This is a genomic window from Bradyrhizobium sp. 137, from assembly GCF_023074095.1.
GTDB lineage: Bacteria > Pseudomonadota > Alphaproteobacteria > Rhizobiales > Xanthobacteraceae > Bradyrhizobium.
In genome coordinates this window covers 270,092-291,872 of sequence record NZ_JADPKU010000067.1, presented here as the reverse complement: position 1 = coordinate 291,872, position 21,781 = coordinate 270,092, and the positions used below count along the sequence as shown (strand labels likewise).

At 64.5% G+C, this 21,781-nt stretch carries 22 protein-coding genes; 7 read left to right on the top strand and 15 right to left on the bottom strand.

Annotation, left to right across the window (positions count from 1 at the left end; all coding sequences use genetic code 11):
* Positions 1 to 152 precede the first annotated feature (152 nt).
* Entirely contained in the window at positions 153 to 1,847 is a 1,695-nt protein-coding gene (locus tag IVA78_RS22485; RefSeq protein ID WP_247467989.1) for an SGNH family hydrolase, read from the top strand.
* A 71-nt stretch (positions 1,848 to 1,918) separates the two neighbouring features.
* Here IVA78_RS22485 and IVA78_RS22480 read toward each other — a convergent pair whose 3' ends face one another.
* Both IVA78_RS22480 and IVA78_RS22475 read right to left on the bottom strand, forming a co-directional pair.
* Positions 1,919 to 2,287 carry a CsbD family protein gene (locus IVA78_RS22480; protein ID WP_247277787.1) on the bottom strand — a complete coding sequence of 123 codons (369 nt, stop codon included), beginning with the start codon at positions 2,285 to 2,287 and terminating at the stop codon, positions 1,919 to 1,921.
* Positions 2,288 to 2,351: 64 nt separating this feature from the next.
* Positions 2,352 to 3,089: an SDR family oxidoreductase gene (locus tag IVA78_RS22475; RefSeq protein WP_247467986.1), complete on the bottom strand. Its 738-nt coding sequence runs from the start codon at positions 3,087 to 3,089 to the stop codon at positions 2,352 to 2,354.
* 97 nt (positions 3,090 to 3,186) lie between these two features.
* Between IVA78_RS22475 and IVA78_RS22470 the strand changes: the two genes are divergently transcribed.
* On the top strand, positions 3,187 to 3,966 hold the full coding sequence (locus tag IVA78_RS22470; protein ID WP_247467983.1) for an SDR family NAD(P)-dependent oxidoreductase: 780 nt from the start codon (positions 3,187 to 3,189) through the stop codon (positions 3,964 to 3,966).
* 97 nt (positions 3,967 to 4,063) lie between these two features.
* Complete coding sequence (locus tag IVA78_RS22465; RefSeq protein WP_247277790.1) at positions 4,064 to 4,951, top strand: TauD/TfdA family dioxygenase; 888 nt, start codon at positions 4,064 to 4,066, stop codon at positions 4,949 to 4,951.
* A gap of 162 nt (positions 4,952 to 5,113) precedes the next feature.
* Here IVA78_RS22465 and IVA78_RS22460 read toward each other — a convergent pair whose 3' ends face one another.
* Positions 5,114 to 5,758 (bottom strand): YqgE/AlgH family protein, encoded by a 645-nt coding sequence (locus IVA78_RS22460; protein WP_247277791.1) that lies wholly within the window; start codon positions 5,756 to 5,758, stop codon positions 5,114 to 5,116.
* 141 nt (positions 5,759 to 5,899) lie between these two features.
* On the opposite strand from IVA78_RS22460, the gene IVA78_RS22455 reads away from it, so the two are divergent.
* From IVA78_RS22455 to IVA78_RS22445, 3 genes are all read left to right on the top strand, one after another.
* The gene (locus tag IVA78_RS22455; RefSeq protein ID WP_247467980.1) at positions 5,900 to 6,739 is read left to right on the top strand and encodes a protein-disulfide reductase DsbD domain-containing protein; all 840 of its coding nucleotides are present in this window, start codon (positions 5,900 to 5,902) and stop codon (positions 6,737 to 6,739) included.
* Between the two features lie 255 nt (positions 6,740 to 6,994).
* On the top strand, positions 6,995 to 8,362 hold the full coding sequence (locus IVA78_RS22450) for a flippase (RefSeq protein ID WP_247467978.1): 1,368 nt from the start codon (positions 6,995 to 6,997) through the stop codon (positions 8,360 to 8,362).
* Positions 8,363 to 8,547: 185 nt separating this feature from the next.
* Positions 8,548 to 9,372 (top strand): sulfite exporter TauE/SafE family protein, encoded by an 825-nt coding sequence (locus tag IVA78_RS22445; RefSeq protein WP_247277794.1) that lies wholly within the window; start codon positions 8,548 to 8,550, stop codon positions 9,370 to 9,372.
* Between the two features lie 150 nt (positions 9,373 to 9,522).
* Here the strand turns inward: IVA78_RS22445 and IVA78_RS22440 are convergent, their stop codons facing one another.
* The 12 genes from IVA78_RS22440 to cysG form a co-directional block, all read right to left on the bottom strand.
* The gene (locus IVA78_RS22440) at positions 9,523 to 10,311 is read right to left on the bottom strand and encodes a 3-hydroxybutyrate dehydrogenase (RefSeq protein ID WP_247467975.1); all 789 of its coding nucleotides are present in this window, start codon (positions 10,309 to 10,311) and stop codon (positions 9,523 to 9,525) included.
* A 1-nt stretch (position 10,312) separates the two neighbouring features.
* A complete protein-coding gene (locus IVA78_RS22435) occupies positions 10,313 to 11,488 on the bottom strand; it encodes a DUF3734 domain-containing protein (protein WP_247467972.1) in 1,176 nt (391 codons plus the stop codon).
* A 77-nt stretch (positions 11,489 to 11,565) separates the two neighbouring features.
* Entirely contained in the window at positions 11,566 to 12,069 is a 504-nt protein-coding gene (locus tag IVA78_RS22430; RefSeq protein ID WP_247467969.1) for a CAP domain-containing protein, read from the bottom strand.
* 89 nt (positions 12,070 to 12,158) lie between these two features.
* Complete coding sequence (locus IVA78_RS22425) at positions 12,159 to 13,196, bottom strand: sulfate ABC transporter ATP-binding protein (protein WP_247277798.1); 1,038 nt, start codon at positions 13,194 to 13,196, stop codon at positions 12,159 to 12,161.
* A complete protein-coding gene (gene cysW, locus IVA78_RS22420; protein WP_247467965.1) occupies positions 13,186 to 14,097 on the bottom strand; it encodes a sulfate ABC transporter permease subunit CysW in 912 nt (303 codons plus the stop codon). The genes IVA78_RS22425 and cysW overlap by 11 nt, the downstream gene beginning before the upstream one ends.
* Positions 14,098 to 14,106: 9 nt before the next feature.
* Complete coding sequence (gene cysT, locus IVA78_RS22415; protein WP_346015508.1) at positions 14,107 to 14,943, bottom strand: sulfate ABC transporter permease subunit CysT; 837 nt, start codon at positions 14,941 to 14,943, stop codon at positions 14,107 to 14,109.
* A gap of 38 nt (positions 14,944 to 14,981) precedes the next feature.
* Entirely contained in the window at positions 14,982 to 15,971 is a 990-nt protein-coding gene (locus IVA78_RS22410) for a sulfate ABC transporter substrate-binding protein (RefSeq protein ID WP_247467962.1), read from the bottom strand.
* 124 nt (positions 15,972 to 16,095) lie between these two features.
* Positions 16,096 to 16,821, bottom strand: a complete 726-nt coding sequence (locus tag IVA78_RS22405) for a phosphoadenylyl-sulfate reductase (RefSeq protein ID WP_247467959.1) — start codon at positions 16,819 to 16,821, stop codon at positions 16,096 to 16,098.
* The gene (locus IVA78_RS22400) at positions 16,818 to 17,333 is read right to left on the bottom strand and encodes a DUF934 domain-containing protein (protein ID WP_247304764.1); all 516 of its coding nucleotides are present in this window, start codon (positions 17,331 to 17,333) and stop codon (positions 16,818 to 16,820) included. Before IVA78_RS22400 ends, IVA78_RS22405 begins: the two co-directional genes overlap by 4 nt.
* Entirely contained in the window at positions 17,320 to 18,975 is a 1,656-nt protein-coding gene (locus tag IVA78_RS22395) for a nitrite/sulfite reductase (RefSeq protein ID WP_247467956.1), read from the bottom strand. Before IVA78_RS22395 ends, IVA78_RS22400 begins: the two co-directional genes overlap by 14 nt.
* An 11-nt stretch (positions 18,976 to 18,986) precedes the next feature.
* Positions 18,987 to 19,304, bottom strand: coding sequence for a DUF2849 domain-containing protein (locus tag IVA78_RS22390; protein ID WP_247304770.1), 318 nt, complete (start codon positions 19,302 to 19,304; stop codon positions 18,987 to 18,989).
* Positions 19,301 to 20,737, bottom strand: coding sequence for a siroheme synthase CysG (gene cysG / locus IVA78_RS22385; protein WP_247467952.1), 1,437 nt, complete (start codon positions 20,735 to 20,737; stop codon positions 19,301 to 19,303). Before cysG ends, IVA78_RS22390 begins: the two co-directional genes overlap by 4 nt.
* A 244-nt stretch (positions 20,738 to 20,981) precedes the next feature.
* Here cysG and cysD point away from each other — a divergent pair, with 244 nt between their 5' ends.
* Positions 20,982 to 21,776: a sulfate adenylyltransferase subunit CysD gene (cysD, locus tag IVA78_RS22380; protein ID WP_131872081.1), complete on the top strand. Its 795-nt coding sequence runs from the start codon at positions 20,982 to 20,984 to the stop codon at positions 21,774 to 21,776.
* Positions 21,777 to 21,781 lie beyond the last annotated feature (5 nt).

Below are 21,781 nucleotides of genomic sequence, written 5' to 3'. Positions count from 1 at the left end.
CCCTGAACAGGGATTTTGGCAGGCAGCCTTGACCGGGCGGCTGTTCCCCGGTGTATGGCAGAAGTTTCTGCAACAGAATCTGCCCGTTTGGCGCCTGATTCCGTTATTATATTCGAGCCACTTCCAATCCCATTGCGCGTGCCCGAGATCGCATGTCGAAGAAGTCCCTGTTCAAGGCGCTGACCGAGACCGGCCCATTGATCGCGCTGGGGACGGCGCTTGCGATCCTGGTGTCGGTCGCGGCCCCGGCCTCGGCGCAATTCTTCAACTTCCCCGGCTTCGGCGGCCCGCCACAGCGCGCGGCGCCACCGCCACCACGTGGTGGAGGTGGCGGCGGCTGGTTCGGCGGCGACTTCTTCGCACCATTCCAGCAACAACAGCCGCAGGCGCCGCGCCAGGATTTTTCGCGCGCGCCGGCACCGGGCAAGCGCGACACTATCCCCGACAAGAACGTGCTGGTGATCGGCGACGCCATGGCCGACTGGCTCGCCTATGGCCTCGAGGACGCCTACGCCGAGCAGCCCGACATGGGCGTGATCCGCAAGCACAAGACCACCTCGGGCCTCATCAAGTACCAGCCGAAGGGCGAGCCCGCGGATTGGGCGGCTGCGGCGAAGGGCATCCTCGAGACCGAGAAGCCCGAAATCATCGTGGTCATGCTCGGCCTCAACGACCGCATCGCGATCCGCGAGCCTGTGGCCGACAAGTCGGACAAGGCCTCTGACAAGGACAAGAAGAACGACAAGGGCGCGCGCGGCAAGCCACCGGGCAAGCCCGGCGATGCCAAGCCCGACACCGCTGCCAAGCCTGAGGACAAACCCGCCGCGGATACTGACCTGCCGCAGGATGACGCCGACAACGCCGATACGCCGGCAGCCACTGCGCCGGAGAAGACGGCGCGCAACCCGAATGGTCTCTACGAATTCCGCGACGAGCGCTGGATCGAGCTCTACGGCAAGAAAATCGAGGAGCTGGCCAACGTGCTCAAGGCCAAGGGCGCGCCGGTGCTCTGGGTCGGTCTTCCCGCCATCCGCGGGCAGAAGGGTACGGCGGACATGCTGTTCCTGGATTCGCTCTACCGTGAAGGCGCAGCCAAGGCCGGCATCACCTATGTCGACGTCTGGGACGGTTTTGTCGACGACGCCGGCCGCTTCCTTCAGAAGGGTCCGGACTTCGAAGGTCAGATTCGTCAGCTCCGCAGCTCTGACGGCGTCTATTTCACAAAACCCGGCGCGCGCAAGCTCGCGCACTATGTCGAGCGCGAGATCACGCGCCTGCTTGCGGGCCGCTCCGGTCCGATCGCACTGCCGAGCGAGCCGGCGACGCCCGACACCAGCGCCGAGCCCGGCAAGCCCGCGCCGCGGCCGCTGGCCGGACCGATCGTGCCGCTGGTCGCGGCCTCGATCTCGACCGATCAATTGCTGGGCGGGCCAGGCTCGCGTCCGGCCGCGGTCGATGCACTCGCTGCGAAGACGATGGTGAAAGGCGAGCCGCTGAGCGCCCCCGCCGGGCGCGCCGACGACTATGCCTGGCCGCGCCGCGAAGTCGGACGCGAGCAGGCCAAGGGCGATACGCCGATGGCGACGACGACGCCTGAGGGCAGCGCTGCTCAGGGTTCACCGGGGGCGGCCGCCGCGATCGCGCCGCCAAAGCTCGCGCCGAAGAAGCCGCAGCAGCTTCCGCCGCAGCAGCCGGCACAGGCAGCGCCGTCATTCCGGGATTTCTTCGGCTTTGGCTCTCCGCAGCCACCGCGCCAACTGGCGCCAGCCCCAGGCCCCCGCAATCCGAATCCGGCGATCCCGCGGCCGCCGGGCAATGTCGGGCGCGCGGCGGAAGTGATCCGGTAAATCGTATCTCTGATTTCGTCATTCCGGGCGCGCAGAGCGCGCGCCCCGGATGACGGGTCTAGCTGTTAGCCCTAATAGCGCCAGCGCGGCGGCGGACGGCGGGCGGGGCGCGACATCAGAAGCGCGAGTGCGAAGCCGATGCCGGCCGCAGTCAGCAGCGCGCCGAGCGGGTTGTCCTGCACCTTGCGGGCGATGGCTTGCGTGCCGTCGCGGAACGTATCGCCGCTGGCCTCATAGGCATCCTTGGCGTAGCTGGAGGCCGTGTCCGCAGCTTCGCGCGCCGCGTCCTTCGCCTGGCCGTACAGGTTCTGCACGGTGCCTGCGGCTTCCCGTGCCTTGCCTGAGGCCTGCGTTTTGGCGTCGCCCGCCATCTCGCCCACGGTGCCTTCCACGCCGCCTGCCATTTCCTTGGCTGATCCAATGATCCGATCCGCGTCCATGATAATCCTCCTCGGTGATCAGCCGAAGTAACCGATCAGAAGCAGCGCGGTTCCTTGCCATGGCCTACAGAATGAGGCCGCCATCGACGACCAGCGTCTGCCCCACGATGTAGGACGACAGCGGCGAGGCCAGGAACAGCGCCGCGCCCGCCATGTCGGCCGGCGTGCCCAATCGCCGGAGCGGGATGCGCGCGAGCGCGCCTTCGAGCCGCTTGGGATTGTCGGTGGTCACCTTCGTCATCTTGGTGTCGACCAGACCGGGCGCGATGCCGTTGACGCGGATGCCGTCCTCGGCCCAGGCCTCGCCCAGCGTACGTGTCAATCCGACAGCGCCCGTCTTCGAGGCGTTGTAGGCGGGATTGCCCATGGTGGAATGATAGGCCGCGGTCGAGGACACCATGATCAGCGCGCCCTTTGCATCCCGCAGCATGGAATGAAACCGCGTGGCGCAGGCCATCAGGCTCATCAGGTTGACCTCCACGACCTTGCGGAAGCCGGCCATCTCGAATTCGCCGCGGCGATAGAGCACCGCGCCTTGCGCGAGCACCAGGATGTCGAGCCGCTCGAAGGGTGGCTTGAACGCCTCGATCGCCCCGGCATTGCTGACGTCGAGCTGAGCGTAGGCGAGGCCAGTGAGATCGGAGCCTTCCTCAATCGAATAATCCTCGGGCCGAGCGCGCGTGCCGCAGACGGCGACATGCGCACCCCTGGCGCGAAAAGCTTGCGCAATGCCGTTGCCGATACCGCTGGAACCGCCGACCACCAGCACCTGCCTGCCTGAGAAATCGAGCTCGTTTGCCATCGCGGCCTCCCGTTTGTTTTTGCTTGTTTGACCTGTCTGCGGATCGATGCCAGCCTTGTCAATCATAACAAGAACAAGCAGGGCGCGAGGAAGCAGCATGTCCGAATTCAAACAGCTCAGCCGGTCAGTAAAGGGCCTGACCGTCCTCGTCACCGGCGCGGCCAGCGGCATGGGACGCGCCACCGCGCGCGTGTTCGCCACTGAAGGTGCGAACGTTGCCCTGACCGATTATGACGAGCAAGGCGCGCATGCGGTTGCCAAGGAAATCGCGGCAAGCGGCGGAGCAGCGAGGGCGTGGAAGCTCGATGTTGCCGATGGCGACGAGATCAAGCGCGTGGTCGGCGATGTCGCGGCGCATTTCGGCGGGCTCGACATCGTCGTCAACAATGCGGGCACCTCACTGCGGGTCGCGATCGATGACGAGGCCTATGAGGACGCATGGGCCAAAGGCCTCGCCGTGATGCTGACGGCGCATCCGCGCGTGATCCGCGCCGCGCTGCCGCATTTGCGCAAGTCGAAGTGCCCGCGCATCCTCAACATCGCCTCGACCGAGGCGCTCGGCGCCACTGCCCTGCACAGCCCCTATTCGGCGGCGAAGGGCGGCGTTGCGAGCCTCACCCGTTCGCTGGCGGTGGAGCTCGGCCGCGAGGGCATCACCGTCAACTGCATCTGTCCCGGCCCGATCCGCACGGCCATCACCGATCGCATCTCGGAGGAGCACAAGACCATCTACGCCAAGCGCCGCACTGCACTCGGCCGTTACGGCGAGCCCGAAGAGGTCGCGCATGTGACGCTCAGCCTGTGCCTGCCGGCTGCCTCCTTCATCACCGGCGCGGTGATCCCGGTCGACGGCGGCCTGATGGCCCGGAACGCGTAAGAGCCATGCGCGCGGCGCGTTGACATCGCCGGACGCGGGAGGCATTTTTTTCGCAAACGGAGCGGGAAAACTGCTCACAGATGCGGGAGAAATCGCCATGACGATCGCCATCCGGCAGCTTCAGAAGCATTTTGTCGGCGAGGTTTCGGGCCTCGATTTGCGCAAGCCACTCACGGCGGATGAGGCGCGCGAAGTCGAGGCCGCGATGGACAAATATGCGGTGCTGGTCTTCCACGATCAGGACATCACCGACGAGCAGCAGATGGCGTTCGCGCTGAATTTCGGCCAGCGCGAGGATGCGCGCGGCGGCACCGTCACCAAGGAGAAGGACTATCGGCTGCAATCCGGCCTGAACGATGTCAGCAATCTCGGCAAGGACGGCAAGCCGCTGGCGAAAGACAGCCGCGCGCATCTGTTCAATCTCGGCAACTGCCTCTGGCATTCCGACAGCTCGTTCCGTCCCATCCCGGCAAAATTCTCGCTGCTGTCCGCGCGCGTGGTGAACCCGAAGGGTGGCAACACCGAATTCGCCGATATGCGGGCGGCCTATGACGCGCTCGACGACGAGACCAAGGTTGAGATCGAGGACCTCGTCTGCGAGCACTCGCTGATGTATTCGCGCGGCTCGCTCGGCTTCACCGAATACACCGACGAGGAAAAGGAGATGTTCAAGCCGGTGCTGCAACGTCTGGTGCGCACGCACCCGGTGCATCGCCGCAAATCGCTGTACCTCTCATCGCATGCCGGCAAGGTCGTCGGCATGAGCGTGCCGGAGGGCCGTCTATTGCTGCGCGATCTCACCGAGCACGCGACGCAAGCAGAGTTCGTCTACGTCCACAAATGGAAGCTGCATGACCTCGTGATGTGGGACAACCGCCAGACCATGCACCGCGTCCGCCGCTACGACCAGTCGCAACCGCGCGACATGCGCCGCGCAACGGTGGCGGGCACCGAGCCGACGGTACAGCAGCAGGCGGCGGAGTAGCGCGTCATTCACGATGCCTGGTCATCGCCCGGCTTGATCCGGGCGATCCAGTACTCCGAGACGGTTGTGATCGCGCCGATAGGCTGCGGCGTACTGCATGCCCCCGATCAAGCCGGGGCATGACAGCGAGGGTGACGTACGACACCGGACGACGGCTAACAACTACGCGTGCCCGGCCTCGTTGGAGAGCATGCCGGGATCAATGCCGATTTTCTGCAAAGCGCGGTTGTATTTGTCGTCGACGTCGTCGCCGAAGATCAGATCCGCGTCCGCGTCGCAATGCAGCCAGCCGTTGCTCTGGATCTCGGTTTCGAGCTGGCCCGGCGCCCAGCCGGCATAGCCGAGCGCAAGGATGGCGTGCTTGGGGCCGGAGCCGTTGGCGATCGCGCGCAGGATGTCGACGGTCGCGGTGAGGCAGACGCCGTCGTCGATCCGTAGCGTCGCGTTCTCGATGTAGAAGTCGCTGGAATGCAGCACGAAGCCACGGCCGGTGTCGACAGGACCGCCGCGCAGCACCTTCATGCTTTCGGCATTTTCAGGCAGCTTGATGTGCTCGCCCTTCTTGATGATGCCGAGCTGCATCAGGAGCTCGGGGAAATCGATGGAGCCCGCGGGATGATTGACAATGATTCCCATCGCGCCTTCGGCGGAATGGGCGCAGAGATAGATCACGGAGCGCTCGAAACGGGGATCGCCCATCACCGGCATTGCAATCAGGAGTCGGCCGTCGAGATAACCGGCCGAATTGGGGAGCGCGGGGCCTGCGCTGCGGGTGCTGTCGCCCGTCCTCTTGCCTGTAGGAGCCATGGTGAAGCACTCCGGTTTCAATTCCTATCCTGATGTCGGGCCCGGCCGCTGTCAAATCAAGGCTTGCAGAGACCTGGTCCAGATGCATCCATCACAAGCAATTCAATGGTTTGCCCTGGGGCGCCCCTGTAAAGACGTGCCATGACCAGCATAGTTCCCCTGCGTGCGGCGATTGGCGTCGCGACAACCCTGATCGGAGCGTCGCTGGCATTCGCAGCCCGTGCCGACGACGCTTCGCCGTGGCAGCGCGACGGACATTCCGCAGTGCGGCTGGTTGCGGGCTCGCGCAGCGGCGCTGTCCTGCTTGGCGGTATCGCGTTCCAGCTCCAACCGGGATGGAAGACCTACTGGCGCGTGCCCGGCGACTCCGGCGTTCCGCCGCGGTTCGACTTCTCCAAGTCGGACAATGTCGAAGCGGTGACCGTGATGTGGCCGGCGCCGCTGAAGTTCGACGACGGCGCGGGCGGCCATTCGATCGGCTACCGCGACCAGATCGTGCTGCCCCTGCGCATCGTCGCCAAGGCCGCCGACAAGCCGGTGACCTTGCGCGCCGAGATCAACTATGCAGTGTGCGAGAAGCTCTGCATTCCCGTCGAAGCCCGCGCCGAACTCGGCTTCAACAGCGTCGCCTCGACCGAGGACGCCAATCTGCGCGCGGCGCTGGACACCGTGCCCAAGCCGGCCAATATCGGCGATCCCAATCCGCTTACCATCCGCGACGTCAAGCGCGAGGGCAACAAGGTGGTCGTCGACGTGGTCGCGCCGGCGGACGCGCGCAACGTCAATCTGTTCGTGGAAGGGCCGACGCCCGATTGGGCGCTGCCGATTCCGGCCCCGGTCCATCACAGCCCGCCGGACGTGAAGCGATTTTCCTTCGAGCTCGACGGGCTGCCGCCGGGCGCCAAGCCCGACGGTGCGGCGCTGAAGTTCACGCTGGTGGGACCGGACAAGTCGTACGAGTTCAACACGAACTTGGAGTAGCGTCGTCCCAACCCGAGCCGTGGTCCGGGAAAAGCGCAGCGAATCGGAGCGCGGACCCACTACCTCAGGGAGTAGTGGTGGCGCGAACTCGTCGCCCCGAGCCTTCGTCCAACTTCTCCCTGGGGCAACGAGTCCTGGCCTTCGCCTGGCCTTCCGGGACGACGTTGCGGTTTCTACAGCACGCCCACCCAACCGAATCTTAACGAGTGGTTGCTAATTCCCGGGCCTGCCGCAGTATGCGGACGGGGAACTCAATTGGCCGTGATGGATGCACAACCCGCAACGACCGGACCAGCCGGGTTGATCGCGCGGCTGCGCGGCAGGCTGACGGGCGGCTCGAGCGAGGCCTCGCTGACGCGGCGGCTGGCCGCCACCATCTTCGTCATCCGCGTCATCAGTGCAGGCCTCGCCTATGTCTCGCAGATTCTGCTCGCGCGCTGGATGGGCACGTCCGACTACGGCATCTATGTCTATGTCTGGACCTGGGTGCTGCTGCTCGGCAGCATGATGGATTTCGGCATCTCCGCTTCCGCGCAAAAGATCATTCCGGAGTACCGCGCCAGCGGCGCGCACGCGTTGCTGCGCGGCTTTCTCTCCGGCAGCCGCTGGCTCACCTTTGCCGCCTCCGCGCTGGTGTCGCTCGGCCTTGCCGGCATCGTCAGGCTGCTGTCACCCTGGATCGATCCGGCCGAGGTGCTGCCGCTCTATATCGGCTGCATGACGCTGCCGGCCTTCGTGGTCGCCAACACCCAGGACGGCATCGCGCGCTCGCACGACTGGATGCAGCTCGGCCTGATGCCGCAATTCATCATTCGCCAGGCGCTGATCATCGGCATCACGGCGTGCGCCTTCCTGCTCGGCTATCATCTCGGCGCAGTCGCAGCGATGGTCGCGAGCCTAGGGGCGGTGTGGATCGCGATGGCCGGGCAGATGGTGGTGCTGAACCGCAAGCTCGCCGATCACATCGAGCCGGGCCCCAAGGCCTACGACATCGGCGGCTGGCTGGCCGTCTCGCTGCCGATCCTGCTGGTGGAGAGCTTCTACCTGCTGCTGTCCTACACCGACGTGCTGGTGCTGCAGCAGTTCCGCCCCTCCGACGAGGTCGGCGTCTATTTCGCCGTGGTGAAGACGCTGGCGCTGGTTTCCTTCATCCACTACGCGATGTCGGCGACGACGGCGCATCGCTTCGCCGAATACAACGCAAGCGGCGACAAGGCGCGGCTGTCGGCCTATGTGACACACGCCATCAGCTGGACGTTCTGGCCGTCGCTGGCGGCGACCATCGTGCTGCTTGCGTTCGGCAAGCCGCTGCTCTGGCTGTTCGGGCCGCAATTCACCGTTGGCTACGATATCATGTTCGTCGCCGCGATCGGGCTGGTGGTGCGCTCTGCAATCGGGCCGGTGGAGCGGCTGCTCAACATGCTTGGCCAGCAGAAGATCTGCGCGCTCGCTTATGCGCTGGCTTTCGTGATGAATGTCGTGCTCTGCATCGCGCTGGTACCGCGCTACGGCGGCCACGGCGCCGCGGCCGCGACCTCGATCTCGCTCACCTTCGAGACGGTGCTCCTGTTCTGGATCGTGCGGCAGCGCCTCGGCCTGCACGTGCTGGCGTTTGGCAAATAGGGACCCGCGACCCTGCCCCCGGGGAACGGCGCGTTCGCAGCATGCCTGGGAACGAAGCGAAATTCCTACCGATTTGCCGTCCGCAGCATGATTTTTCTTATTGGACCCAGGCAGTTGCATGCGGGAGGAATTTCATTCTACGTCGTGTTGCTCAACCGACGAGATCCACCTAAGATTCCCCGGACATGTTTGATCCACTCTACGTCGCCTCTGGATTCGGCGTCGGCTTGCTCGTCGGCATGACCGGCGTTGGCGGCGGTTCGTTGATGACGCCGCTGCTGATCCTGCTGTTCGGCATTCATCCCTCCACGGCGGTCGGGACCGACCTGCTCTATGCCGCCGCCACCAAGACCGGCGGCAGCGTGGTGCATGGCTGGTCGCGTAGCGTGCACTGGCCGGCGGTGCTGCGACTCGCCTGCGGCAGCATTCCTGCGAGCGCGGTGACGCTGCTGGTGCTGTGGAAGCTCGACCTCAGAAGCGATTCCGAGCGTAGCCTCGTCAATCTCGTGCTGTGCTTCGCGCTGATCCTGACTGCGACGTCGCTGATCTTCCGCAAGGCGATCATGGATCGCTACCGCAAACGCCTCGAGCAGGTCGACGAGCGCACCACCGCGATCGCGACCGTGATCACCGGAATCGTGCTCGGCGTGCTGGTCTCGATCTCGTCGGTCGGCGCCGGCGCGGTCGGCGTCACTGTGCTCCTGCTGCTCTATCCGCGCCTGCCGATGGCGAGCATCGTCGGCTCAGACATCGCCCATGCGGTGCCGCTGACGCTGGTTGCCGGCATCGGACACTGGGCGCTCGGTGACGTCGACTGGGCGCTGATGGGCGTGCTGCTGCTGGGCTCGCTGCCAGGCATCATCGTGGGCAGTTTTAGCGCAACGCGCGTGCCCGAGACGGTGCTGCGCCTGACGCTGGCGAGCGTGCTGTTCGTGGTCGCCGGCAAGATCATGTTCGCGGAATTGAATTTGTCATCGGCGATCGTGACGGCGCTAGCGTGGACGCATTAGCCAGAGACCGCGCCCCACTCTCACTGTCATCGCCCGGCTTGACCGGGCGATCCAGTATTCCGAGAAAGCTGTGATTGAATCGATAGGCCGCGGCGTACTGAATGCCCGGCCAAGCCGGGGCATGACAGCGAGCTAGCTGAACCGCGCGAACTACTCCGCGGTCCAGCCGCCGTCGATCGACAGATTGCTGCCGGTGATCTGCGCGGCATCGTCGCTGCACAGGAACAGGGCGAGCGCGGCAACCTGCTCGGAGGTGACGAACTCCTTGGTCGGCTGCGCGTCGAGCAGCACGTCGTTGATGACCTGCTCGCGCGTCAGATTGCGCGCCTTCATCGTGTCGGGGATCTGCTTCTCCACCAGCGGCGTCCAGACATAGCCCGGGCTGATGCAGTTGCAGGTGATCTTGTGGGTCGCGACCTCCAGCGCCACGGTTTTGGTGAGACCGGCGATGCCGTGCTTGGCCGACACGTAAGCCGATTTGAAGGGCGAGGCGACGAGTGAGTGTGCAGACGCCGTGTTGATGATGCGGCCCCAGCCCTTCTTCTTCATGCCGGGCACGGCGGCACGGATGGCATGGAAGGCCGACGACAGGTTGATGGCGATGATCTGGTCCCACTTCTCGAGCGGAAACTCCTCGATCGGCGAGACGAACTGGATGCCGGCATTGTTGACGAGAATGTCGACCGAGCCAAACGTCTTCTCGCCCAGCGCGATCATCCCGGTGATCTCGGCGGGCTTGGTCATGTCGGCGGGCGAGTAGATCACCTTGACCTTGAACTCGGATTCGATCTTGGTGCGCTCCTTCTCGATGTCCTCGGGCGAGCCGAAGCCGTTGATGACCACGTTGGCCCCGGCGGCGGCGAAGGCGCGTGCGTAAGCGAGCCCGATGCCGCTGGTCGACCCGGTCACGACGGCGTTCTTGCCTGACAGACTACCCATTCTATTCGCTCCTTTTTGCCGGGGGTGCGGTGACGTCCCCCGTGAGATCGTAGGTCACCATGGTCTCGCCGGACTGCGGCTTCTCGAGCCAATCCTTGTGGCGCATCGACAGATGCACGTCGCGCACCCCGGCTTCCCAATGCTCGACCATGGCGACATGCGAGAAGTCGTAATCCTTGGACGAGGATTCGTAGTTCTTGCTGCGATAGATCAGATGCACCACCGTGACGGTGCTTTCGCGCGAGGCTTTCGCGAGGAATTCGACGGACGGATCGTTCTTCAGGTAATCCGGCAACTTGCTGATGAGATCTCGCACGGCCCTGCGGGCATTGTGCAGCTGCTTGTTCTTGTCGGTGTTCATCCGCGTGCGGCTGGAATAGCGGATGTCTTTCTCGCGCTCGGCGGCCTCGAGCAGCGAGGTCGGCAGATCGCCGCGCGCGGAAAACAGGTCGACCTGGAAGATCAGCATGTCGCGGTCGACCTCGGCATCGAGCACGTAGTCGAGCGGTGTGTTGGAGGCGATGCCGCCGTCCCAGTAATGCTCGCCCTCGATCACGACGGACGGAAAGCCCGGCGGCAGCGCGCCGGAGGCCATGATGTGCTCGGGCCCGATGGTCTTGCCGAGCTTCTTGAACGCGTAATTGTCGAAATATTTGAAGTTGCCGGAGGTGACGCCGACCGCGCCGACGGACAAGCGCGTCTTCAGATCGTTGATGCGGTCGAAATCGACCAGACGCTCCAGCGTTTTCTTGAGCGGCGCGGTGTCGTAATAGCTTTCCGCCTCGGGGTGCCCCGGTGGCCAGAGCGGCGCCGGCGGAACGCGGGGTACGAAGAAGCCGGGCACACCGAAGGTCGCGATCAGCGCTGCGCTCGTCGAATTGAACAGCTCGCGGCTGCGATCGCTCTTGCCGATCGGCTTCCACGGCACCGGCGCCGACACCATCTCCCAGAATTCCTTCAACCGCTTGACGCGGGTGTGGCCCTCATTGCCGGCGATGATGGCTGCGTTGATAGCACCGATCGAGATGCCGGCGACCCATTCCGGCTCGAAGCCGTAGCCGCATAGCGCCTGGCAGGCGCCGGCCTGATACGAGCCGAGCGCGCCACCGCCCTGGAGGACCAGGACGCGTTGCGCATTCGCGGGGATGCTGGCGGTATCAGGACGATGATCTGTCATGAGGGAACAATAGCAAAAGGCAAGCCACCGTGGCGACACTCCGCCGCGGCGTCAATGCATCCGGGATCAAGTCTGGCTTATCGAGGGTCCGCCGAAGCCAAGATCATGGTCCAGAACACCTTGTATTTGGTGCCGGGAGCATAGCCCGCTGCGATGCCAAGTTTTGTGACACCGCTTTTGAGCATGTTAGCGCGGTGGGGTGGCGAGTCGCGCCAGCCGGAAAACGCTTCGGCCAGCGTATGATAGCCGGCCGAGACGTTCTCGACCGCCACGGTGGCGGGATAGCCGCCGGCGGCGAGCCGCTTGGCGAGCGGCGCGCGAACGTCGTGGTCCATCTTGTTGGCGGCCGCCATAGCCTGGGACTGGGATTCGGCGAGCCGCATCAGATCGGAGTCGATCACGACGGTGCCGAGCCCGTTGTTCTGGCGATATTGCGAGATCATCACGGCGGCGGCCTGCGCATCGAGCTTGGCGCCCGGGACCGCCATGTCGGTATACATGGACGGCTGCTGGACCGGCGCTTCGTTGCCGGCGCAGCCGGCTAGAAGCAAAGTGATGGATATTGCGGCCGCAGCGCGCATGAATCGGGTCCCCAAATGAGGGGCCGTTGTTGCATATCAACCGTGGCTGAAAGGTGAATTTTGGGGAAAATTTGACCCGACGAGGCGGCTCAAGCGCCCGCAAATATGCGGTAGCGGCGCGGCTCCAGCCCAATCGTGTCGCCGGCGCGCAGTTCCTTGTCGCGGGGGGCGTCGATCTCGATGGTCTCGCCACCTGATAGCGCGACCTCGGCGCGCTGCACGGGACCGAAATTGCGGACATGCCGAATCGCGCCCTCGAAGGCGCCGCTGCCGGGCGGGCCCACCAGCATGTCGTGTCGCCGCACGAACAGTTTTGACGCGCCAGGCGCAAGCCCGTCCGCGGCAAGCCGCAGCGGCCGGTCGCCGAGCCTGATCACGCCGCCCTCGACCTGGATCGGCAGCTCGATGGATTCGCCGATGAAGCCGTGGACGAAGGCGGTCGCCGGACTTTCGTAGACGTCGTCGGGCGAGCCGATCTGCTCGATTCTGCCCTTGTCCATCACAACGACGCGGTTGGCGACTTCCAGCGCCTCTTCCTGGTCATGGGTGACGAAGATCGAGGTGACGTTGATCTCATGATGCAGTGAGCGCAGCCATCGGCGCAGCTCTTTGCGCACCTTGGCATCGAGCGCGCCGAAGGGTTCGTCGAGCAGCAGGATGCGCGGCTCGATTGCGAGCGCGCGGGCGAGCGCGATGCGCTGGCGCTGACCGCCGGAGAGTTGGCTCGGATAGCGGTCGGCAAGCCAGTCGAGCTGCACGAGATCGAGCAGCTCCTTCACCCGCGTACGGATCGTGGCCTCGTCCTTGCGAACTGCGCGCGGCTGCACGCGCAGGCCGAAGGCGACGTTCTCGAACACCGTCATGTGGCGGAACAGCGCATAGTGCTGGAACACGAAGCCGACATGCCGTTCGCGCGCGCCCTGCGCCAGCGCGTCCTCGCCGTTGAAGGAGACGTCGCCAGCGTCGGGCCAGTCGAGGCCGGCGATGATCCGCAGCAGCGTGGTCTTGCCGGAGCCGGAGGGGCCGAGCAGCGCCAGCAGCTCGCCGTTGTCGACCTTAAGATCCACGCCGTCGAGGGCTTTAAAGCTGCCGAACTTCTTGACGAGATTCTTGACTTCAATGGTCACGGGGCTCGTGTCCTTCGTTCAGGTGACGTTCGAGAACAGCTTTTGCGATCAGCGTGATCAGCGCCAGCATCGCCAGCAGCGAGGCGATCGCAAACGCGGCGACGAACTGGTACTCGTTGTAGAGGATCTCGACCAAGAGCGGCATGGTGTTGGTCTCGCCGCGGATATGTCCGGAGACGACCGAGACAGCGCCGAACTCGCCCATCGCGCGGGCGTTGCAGAGCAGGACGCCGTAGAGCACGCCCCATTTGATGTTGGGCAGCGTGACCCGGAAGAAGGTTTGCAGACCCGAGGCGCCGAGCGAGATCGCGGCCTCCTCCTCCTGCGTGCCCTGCTCCTGCATCAGGGGGATCAGTGCGCGCGCCACGAATGGGAAGGTCACGAAGGTGGTGGCGAGCGCAATGCCGGGCACCGCGAACAGGATCTGGATGTCGTGCTCACGCAGCCAGCTGCCGAAATAGCCCTGCGCGCCGAACAGCAGCACGAAAACGAGGCCCGAGATCACCGGGCTGACGGAGAACGGCAGGTCAATCAGCGTAATCAGAAAGGTCTTGCCCTTGAAATCGAACTTGGCGATGGCCCAGGCGGCGACGAGGCCGAACACGAGATTGAGGCCCACTGAAATCGCGGCGACCAGCAGCGTCAGCCTGATCGCAGCCAGCGCTTCCGGTTCGGCGAGCGCAGTGAGATAGGCGATGCCCCCCTTCGAGAGCGCCTGTGCGAACACCACGACCAACGGCAGCACGACGAAGACGGTGAGGAAGGTCATCGCCAGCGCGATGATGGTGATGCGCACCGCCCTTGGCTCGGTGCGAAGGCTGTCGCGCGCGGCAGCCGCATGGGCACGTGCCTTGGCGTCGGGGGCCGGGAGAGAGACCGAATCTGCAATCTGCATCGTCATGGTCGGCCCTTAGCGCTCCGGAATCCGGCTCTGTGCCCAGCGCTGGAGCCGGTTCACAGCGAAGATGATGACGAAGGAGACGACGAGCATGACCACCGCGATCGCAGTCGCATCCGCGTAGCGGAATTCGGAGAGCCGGATCACGATCAAGAGCGGCGCGATCTCGGAGATGTTAGGCAGATTGCCGGCGATGAAGATCACCGAGCCGTATTCGCCCACCGCACGCGCGAAGGCGAGCGCAAGGCCCGTGAGCAGCGCCGGTGCGAGTGACGGCAGGATCACGCGGATGATGGTTTGCCAGCGGCTGGCGCCCAGACTGCCCGCGGCCTCCTCGATCTCGGGGTCGAGATCCTGGAGCACCGGCTGCACCGTGCGCACCACGAAGGGAATGCCGATGAAGATCATGGCGACGAAGATGCCGACCGGCGTGAATGCGACCTTGATGCCGAGCGCCGCGAGCGGGCCACCGAGCCAGCCCTTCTCGGCGAACAGCGCGGTCAACGCGACGCCGGCGACCGCAGTCGGCAGCGCGAAGGGCACGTCGACAATGGCATCGAACAGCCGCCGGCCGGGAAAGCGGTAGCGCACCAGCGCCCAGACGATGATGCTGCCCATCACGAGATTGACGCAGGCGGCCGCAAAGGCGAGGCCGAAGGAGACGCGGAGTGCGTTCAGCGTGCGGCGACTGGAAAGGATATTCCAGAACTGTTCCGGGCTCAGCTCGAGCGACCTCAGGAACAGACCGGCGAGCGGAATCAGGATGATGACGGACAGCCAGGAAAGCGTCAGCCCCATGGTGAGACCGAAGCCCGGCAATGTCCGGCGTCTTGCTGCGAGTGCGCTCACCAGGCCCCCTGCTAAAAGCCTCCTAAGACGGCGCTCGATCAGTTCTTGTAGATCTGATCAAAGACGCCGCCGTCGGCAAAATGTTCCCGCTGCGCCTTGGTCCAGCCGCCAAAGACGTCGTCGATCGTGAACAGCTCGACCTTGGCGAAGGCACTTTCGTACTTCTTGGCGACCTCGGCATCGCGCGGGCGGTAGAAATTGCGCGCGGCGATCTCCTGCCCCTCTTTGGTATACCAATACTGGAGATAGGCGTCGGCGGCGTTGCGCGTGCCTTTTTTATCGGCAACTTTGTCGACGATGGTGACCGGCGGCTCGGCGAGGATCGATTGCGGCGGCGCCACGATCTCGAACTTGTTCGCGCCGAACTCCTTCAGCGCGAGAAACGCCTCGTTCTCCCAGGCGAGCAGCACGTCGCCGACGCCACGCTCGACGAACGTCACGGTGGCGCCGCGTGCGCCGGTATCGAGCACCGGCACCTGCTGATAGAGCTTTCCGATGAAGTCCTTGGCCTTGTCGGCCGAGCCGAACTTTTTCTGCGCAAAGCCCCACGCTGCGAGGTAATTCCAGCGCGCGCCCCCTGATGTCTTCGGGTTCGGCGTGATCACGGCGACGCCCGGTTTGATCAAATCGTCCCAGTCCTTGATGCCCTTGGGATTGCCCTTACGCACCAGAAAAACGATGGTCGAGGTGTAGGGTGATGAATTTTGCGGCAGCCGCTTCTGCCAATCGGCTGTGGTGAGGCCTTTGGCGGCGATCGCGTCGATGTCATAGGCGAGCGCGAGCGTCACCACATCGGCCTGCAATCCGTCGATCACCGCGCGCGCCTGCGAACCGCTGCCGCCATGCGACTGCTTGATCTCGACGCTCTTGCCGGTTTCCTTCTGATAGGCGGTCGCGAACGCCTTGTTGAACTCGACATAGAGCTCACGCGTCGGATCGTATGACACGTTCAGCAGATTGATGTCAGCGGCGAGAGCCGAGCTTGCCCAGAGGAGTCCTGCAGCGAGCGGAACGATACGGCGCATCATGTCCATCTCCATTCACTTCGGCGACGTCGATGTCAGCGAAGGCGTGCAGGCATAACTCGGGTCGAAACGCTCTTAAGTCAACGGAACCGGATTTTCTTGTTCGTGGCGTGGCAGCGTAACCGTGCTACGAAGTCTTCATCGTGTGAATGCCGCATTCTGTCTTGGCTCGGCCGCGCCAGCGGCCGGCGCGTAAATCCTCGCCTTCGGCCGTTCTGCTGGTGCAAGGCATACACCCAACCGACAGGAAACCGGAGGCGACGAGAGGGTGACGCGGCAATTTGGCGCGGACGAACATCGCCTCGAGTTCCTCGCGCGAGACATTGGCAAAGGGATTGAACTTCAATCGGGCGCCATCGTTCTCGACGACCGGAATGTCGGCGCGGGCATTGCCCTGGAAACGCTTGCGGCCGTTGAGCCAGGCATCGAACGGCTTCAGCGCACGCGCCAGCGGCTCGACTTTACGGATGCGGCAGCACGCGTCGGGATCGGAGAACCAGAGGTCGCGGTCGGGATCCTCGCGCGACAGCGTCTCCTCGGCGGGCTGGACCGAACGGACGTCCTTCAGGCCCAGCGTCGCGATCAAGGTGTCGCGATAGGCGAGCGTCTCCTCGAACAACCAGCCGGTGTCGAGAAAGATCACCGGGATCGCCGAATCGACGTCCGCCATCACTTTCAGCAGCGTCGCCGATTCCGTACCGAAGGACGATACCAGGGCGAGCTTGTTGCGTCCGACCGCCTTCAGCGCCGCAGCGATGACCTCTGCGGGTGAGGCATCGCGCAAGCTCCGATCGAGCTCGTCCGCCGGGGGCAGCGCAGAGATGGATGAAACCTGGGGCGCGATCGCGTTCACGTGCCGACACCTTCGGAATGGCGCAACTGCATGCGCCGGTGCAGGGCCGTGATGCGGCCGTCGCCAGTCGGCTGGTAGAACACCGAATAGCGCTTGGCGGTCTGCATGAACGCTTCCGCGTCGGCCTGCTTCTTGACCTCGAAGGCATCGAAGCCGGCGCGCAGCATGAACACGAACTGATCGCGCAGCACCTGGCCGGTGGCGCGCAATTCGCCGCGGTAATTGTAGCGCTCGCGCAGCAACCGGGCCTGGCTGTAGGCGCGTCCGTCACGGAAAGTCGGAAACACCAGCGCGACCGTGGCGACCTTGCTGAGATAGGGCACGAGTTCGGCGATGTCGCGATTGTTCGGCCAGATCACGCCGACCTTGCCGGCGCGCTTGAGCAAGCCTTCCGCTTCACCGAGAAAACGTTCGGCCGGCACCAGGATGTCGCCGCTCTCGGGCAGCGGGGTATCGACGGCGAGCTTGGCGAAGCCGTCGTCGACGATCTTTCCGCCGTTAACGAGTGGCATAGACGCGCTCCTTGAAGGGTTCGACGCCGAGGCGTCTCACCGTGTCTATGAACAGCTCTTCAGGCCGTTCGCGCAGCGCCAGATAAGCTTCCACGATGTCCTCGACGACGTCGGCGACCTCGTCGAACTTCACGCCGGGGCCGATCAGGGTGCCGAGCGCTGCGTTCTCGTCGGCGCGGCCGCCGATGGTGATCTGGTAGACCTCCTCGCCATTCTTCTCGACGCCGAGAATGCCGATGTGGCCGACATGGTGATGGCCGCAGGCATTGATGCAGCCGGAGATGTTGATGTGGAGACGGCCGATCAGGTTGGCGAGCTCGTGATTGGCAAACCGGCGCGTCAGCTCCTGCGCGATCGGGATCGAGCGCGCATTCGCCAGCGAGCAATAGTCGAGGCCCGGGCAGGCGATGATGTCGGTGATCAGATTGACGTTGGGCGTCGCAAGCCCGAGCTTGTCGAGCGCCTTCCAGAGCGCCGGCAGGTCGCGCTTGGCAACGTGCGGCAGCGCAAGGTTCTGCTCGTGGCCGACACGGATCTCGCCGAAGGAATATTTGTCGGCGAGGTCGGCCAGCGCGTCCATCTGCTCGGCGGTGGCATCACCCGGAGGCCCACCGGTCGGCTTCAGCGAGATCGTGACGATGGAGTAACCCTGCACCTTGTGCGGGGCCACCGAGTTCTTGCGCCACGCCTCGAAATCTGGATCGGCCGCGGCCTGGCGCAGCTCGTCAGGCATGTGCGGCAGCTTCTCGTAAGCCGGGTAGGTGAAGCGCGAGCGGATGTCCTCGATCACCTCGTCATCGATCTGGAGGGAGGAATTGCGGATGTGCTGCCACTCGTCCTCGACCTCGCGAGAGAACTTTTCGATGCCGAGCTCGTGCACCAGGATCTTGATGCGCGCCTTGTAGATGTTGTCGCGGCGGCCGTACTGGTTGTAGACGCGTAGGATCGCCTCGATGTAGCTGAGGATGTCGCGGCCATGCACGAAGTGCTTGATGGTCTTGGCGATGAACGGCGTGCGGCCGAGGCCACCGCCGACCAGAACCTCGAAGCCGGTCTCGCCCTTCTCGTTCTTGATCAGCCTCAGGCCGATGTCGTGAATCTTGATCGCGGCGCGGTCGTGGTCGGACGCGGTGATCGCGATCTTGAACTTGCGTGGCAGGAACGAGAATTCCGGATGCAGCGTGGTGTGCTGGCGGATCAGCTCCGACCAGATACGAGGATCCTCGATCTCACCGGGCGCGACGCCGGCCCACTGGTCCGAGGTGACATTGCGCATGTTGTTGCCGGAAGTCTGCATCGCATGGATGCCGACCTTGGCGAGGTCGGCCAGCGCATCCGGCAGCTCGGCGAGCTTGATCCAGTTGAACTGGATGTTCTGCCGCGTGGTGAAATGGCCGTAGCCGCGATCGTATTTGCGCGCGACATGGGCGAGTGCCCGCAGCTGGTTCGTCGCCAGCGTGCCGTAGGGAATCGCGACCCGGAACATGTAGGCGTGCAGTTGCAGGTAGACGCCGTTCTGGAGCCGCAGGATCTTGAACTCGTCTTCGGTGAGCTCGCCGGACAGGCGCCGCTTCACCTGGTCGCGGAACTCCGAGACGCGCTCATTGACGAGCGTGCGATCGATTTCGTCGTAAGCATACATAAGAGAGCGCCTTAAACCTGGGCCGGCTGTCCGATGGTGACGCCGGTGCGGCGGATCTGTTCGCGCAGATTGCCGGGCTGGACCTTGCCGTCCGCACCGACCTGCACGGGCGCGATATAGGGACCGATCGCGCCGACGTCATCGGCAACGGACTCCGCAAGCAACGCCTTCGCCTCGTCGGAGTTGCGTACGATCGCGGCTTCCGAGAGGTCCGCGGACCAGCTCTTGGCGGCGGTGCGGTAAACCACGATGCCATCCCAGGTGCGGTTGGCGGTCACGACCGAGGGGCCAGCGATTTTGATCTTCTTCTGTTCAAGCGGGGAGGTCATTCGGCTGCATCCAGGAGGTCAGAGATGATTTGCTTTGGGGTTTTCTTGGGAGTTTGGCGGCCAAGCGAGCCGGCATGCCGGACCACCTCGCCGATGATGAGAATGGCAGGACCGCCATTGGTCCGCCGCACGAGCTCGGGCAGATCGCGCAGCGTGCCGATCACGCCTTGCGCATCGGGGCGCGTGACGCGGGCGAACACGCCGACCGGAGTTTCCGGCGAACGGCCGGCGGCGAAGAGGCCGGCGCGTATGGCGGGCGCGGCGGTCGCGCCCATGTAGACCACAACAGTCATCTTGGCGTCGGTCAGCGTCGACCAGTCCACGACTTCCGCGTCGCGCGCCTTGTGCGCGGTGAGAAAGGTGATGCGGGTTGCTTCATGACGGTAGGTGAGCGGCACCTCGAAATCGGCGGCACCGCCGAGACCTGCGGTGATACCGGGAATGATCGAATAGGCGACGCCGGCGGCGCGCAGGGCTTCGATCTCTTCGCCGCCACGGCCGAACACGAAGGGATCGCCGCCTTTCAGTCGCACCACGCGCTGACCGGATTGCGCGGCCTCGATCATGCGCTTGTTGATGGCGTCCTGGCCGATGCCGGGCTTGCCGACACGGCGGCCGACGGCAACACGCGTGGTATCGCGGCGGATGCGGTCGAGAATTTCAGGCGAGACCAGCTCGTCGTGGAAGACGATGTCGGCGTCCTGCAGCGCGCGCAGCGCCTTGATGGTGAGAAGATCGGGATCGCCGGGGCCTGCCCCGACCAGCGCGACTGAGCCTTCCGGCTTGTCGGCACGCGCGAAGGCGGAGGGATCAGCGATAGCCTTTAGCGCACCGTCGGCCTCGGCCTTGCGGCCGGCGAGCACGGCGGCGCCGATCGGCCCGTCAATGACACGCTCCCAGAAGCGGCGGCGCAGCGGAAATTCAGCGATGCGCTCGTTGATGGATTTGCGGAAGCCGCCGATGAATTCGGCGAGCTCGCCGATGCGGGCGGGCAGCAGCGCCTCGATCTTCTCGCGCAGGCGCCGCGCCACCACCGGCGAGGTACCGCCGGTGCCAACCGCGACCACGACATCCCCGCGATCGACGATCGCGGGGAAAATGAAGCTGGAATGTTCGAGATCGTCCATCACGTTGACAGGCAAACCCAGCGCCTTGGCGCGAACCGACATCGCCACGCCAACATCACCCGCGCCTGCGCAGACGACGGCGATGATGCCTGAGAGATCGGCAGTAAGCGGATCGCCGGACATGATTTCGACACGCGCTGCGTCATCGGAGCTGAGGCTCAGATCACGATCGCCGTCGATCGCATGCACGCGGATCCGCGCGCCGGCAGCGGCGAGCACGCGCAGCTTGGCGCGCAAAAGCTCGCCCGCGCCGATGAGGACCACCGGACCGGCCTTGAGATCGAGAAACACCGGCAAGAACCGCATGCGATACCCGCTTCCCCACAAACGGGGTTGACTGGAATTATTTTCTATATATGTCTCGTTTCGAGCGCGCAAAGAGAAAATTTTTTCTTCTCTTCCGCAGTGCGACTATAGAATTTTCGCCTCCAAACGCAAAGTGGCAGAGATGCATCTTCTCAAGGACGATTCCGCTGCTGATCGACTGAGCAATCCGGCGCTGGCCGAGCGCGTGCGCGCGCAAGAATTTTCTGCCGAGCTTGCCCCAAGCATGGATCATCTCGACCAACTCGAGGCGCAGAGCATCTACATCTTCCGCGAGGCCTTCGCCCGTCTGAAGAAGATTGCCCTGCTGTGGTCGCTCGGCAAGGATTCCAATGTCATGATCTGGCTGGCGCGGAAAGCGTTCTTCGGCAAGATGCCGTTCCCCGCCCTTCATGTCGACACCGGCAAGAAGTTTCCCGAGATGTATCGCTTCCGCGATCACTACGGGAAGGAGTGGGATCTCGATTTGCGCGTCGAGCCCTGCCCGCCGATCGACGCCGTCGACCCGACGCTGCCGCCGGCCGCACGCTCCGCCGCGCGCAAGACCGAAGGCCTCAAGATGGCGCTCGCAAAGTACGGCTTTGACGGCCTGATCGCCGGCATTCGCCGCGACGAGGAGGCGACGCGCGCCAAGGAGCGCGTGTTCTCGCCGCGCGGATTGGAAGGCAATTGGGACGTGCGCGACCAGCCACCGGAGTTCTGGGATCATTTCAATGCCTCGCCGCCGCAAGGCGCGCATTTGCGCATCCACCCGATCCTGCATTGGACCGAGGCCGACATCTGGGCCTACACCAAGCGCGAGAACATCCCGATCATCCCGCTGTATCTCGCCAAGGACGGCAAGCGCTATCGCTCGCTCGGCGATCAGGACATCACCAATCCGGTCGCTTCGACCGCCTCGAGCATCGACGAGATCCTGATCGAGCTCGAACAGACCAAGGTGCCGGAGCGCGCGGGACGCGCGCTCGACCACGAGACCGAGGACGCTTTCGAGCGCCTGCGCGTCGCCGGCTATCTCTGATCCAA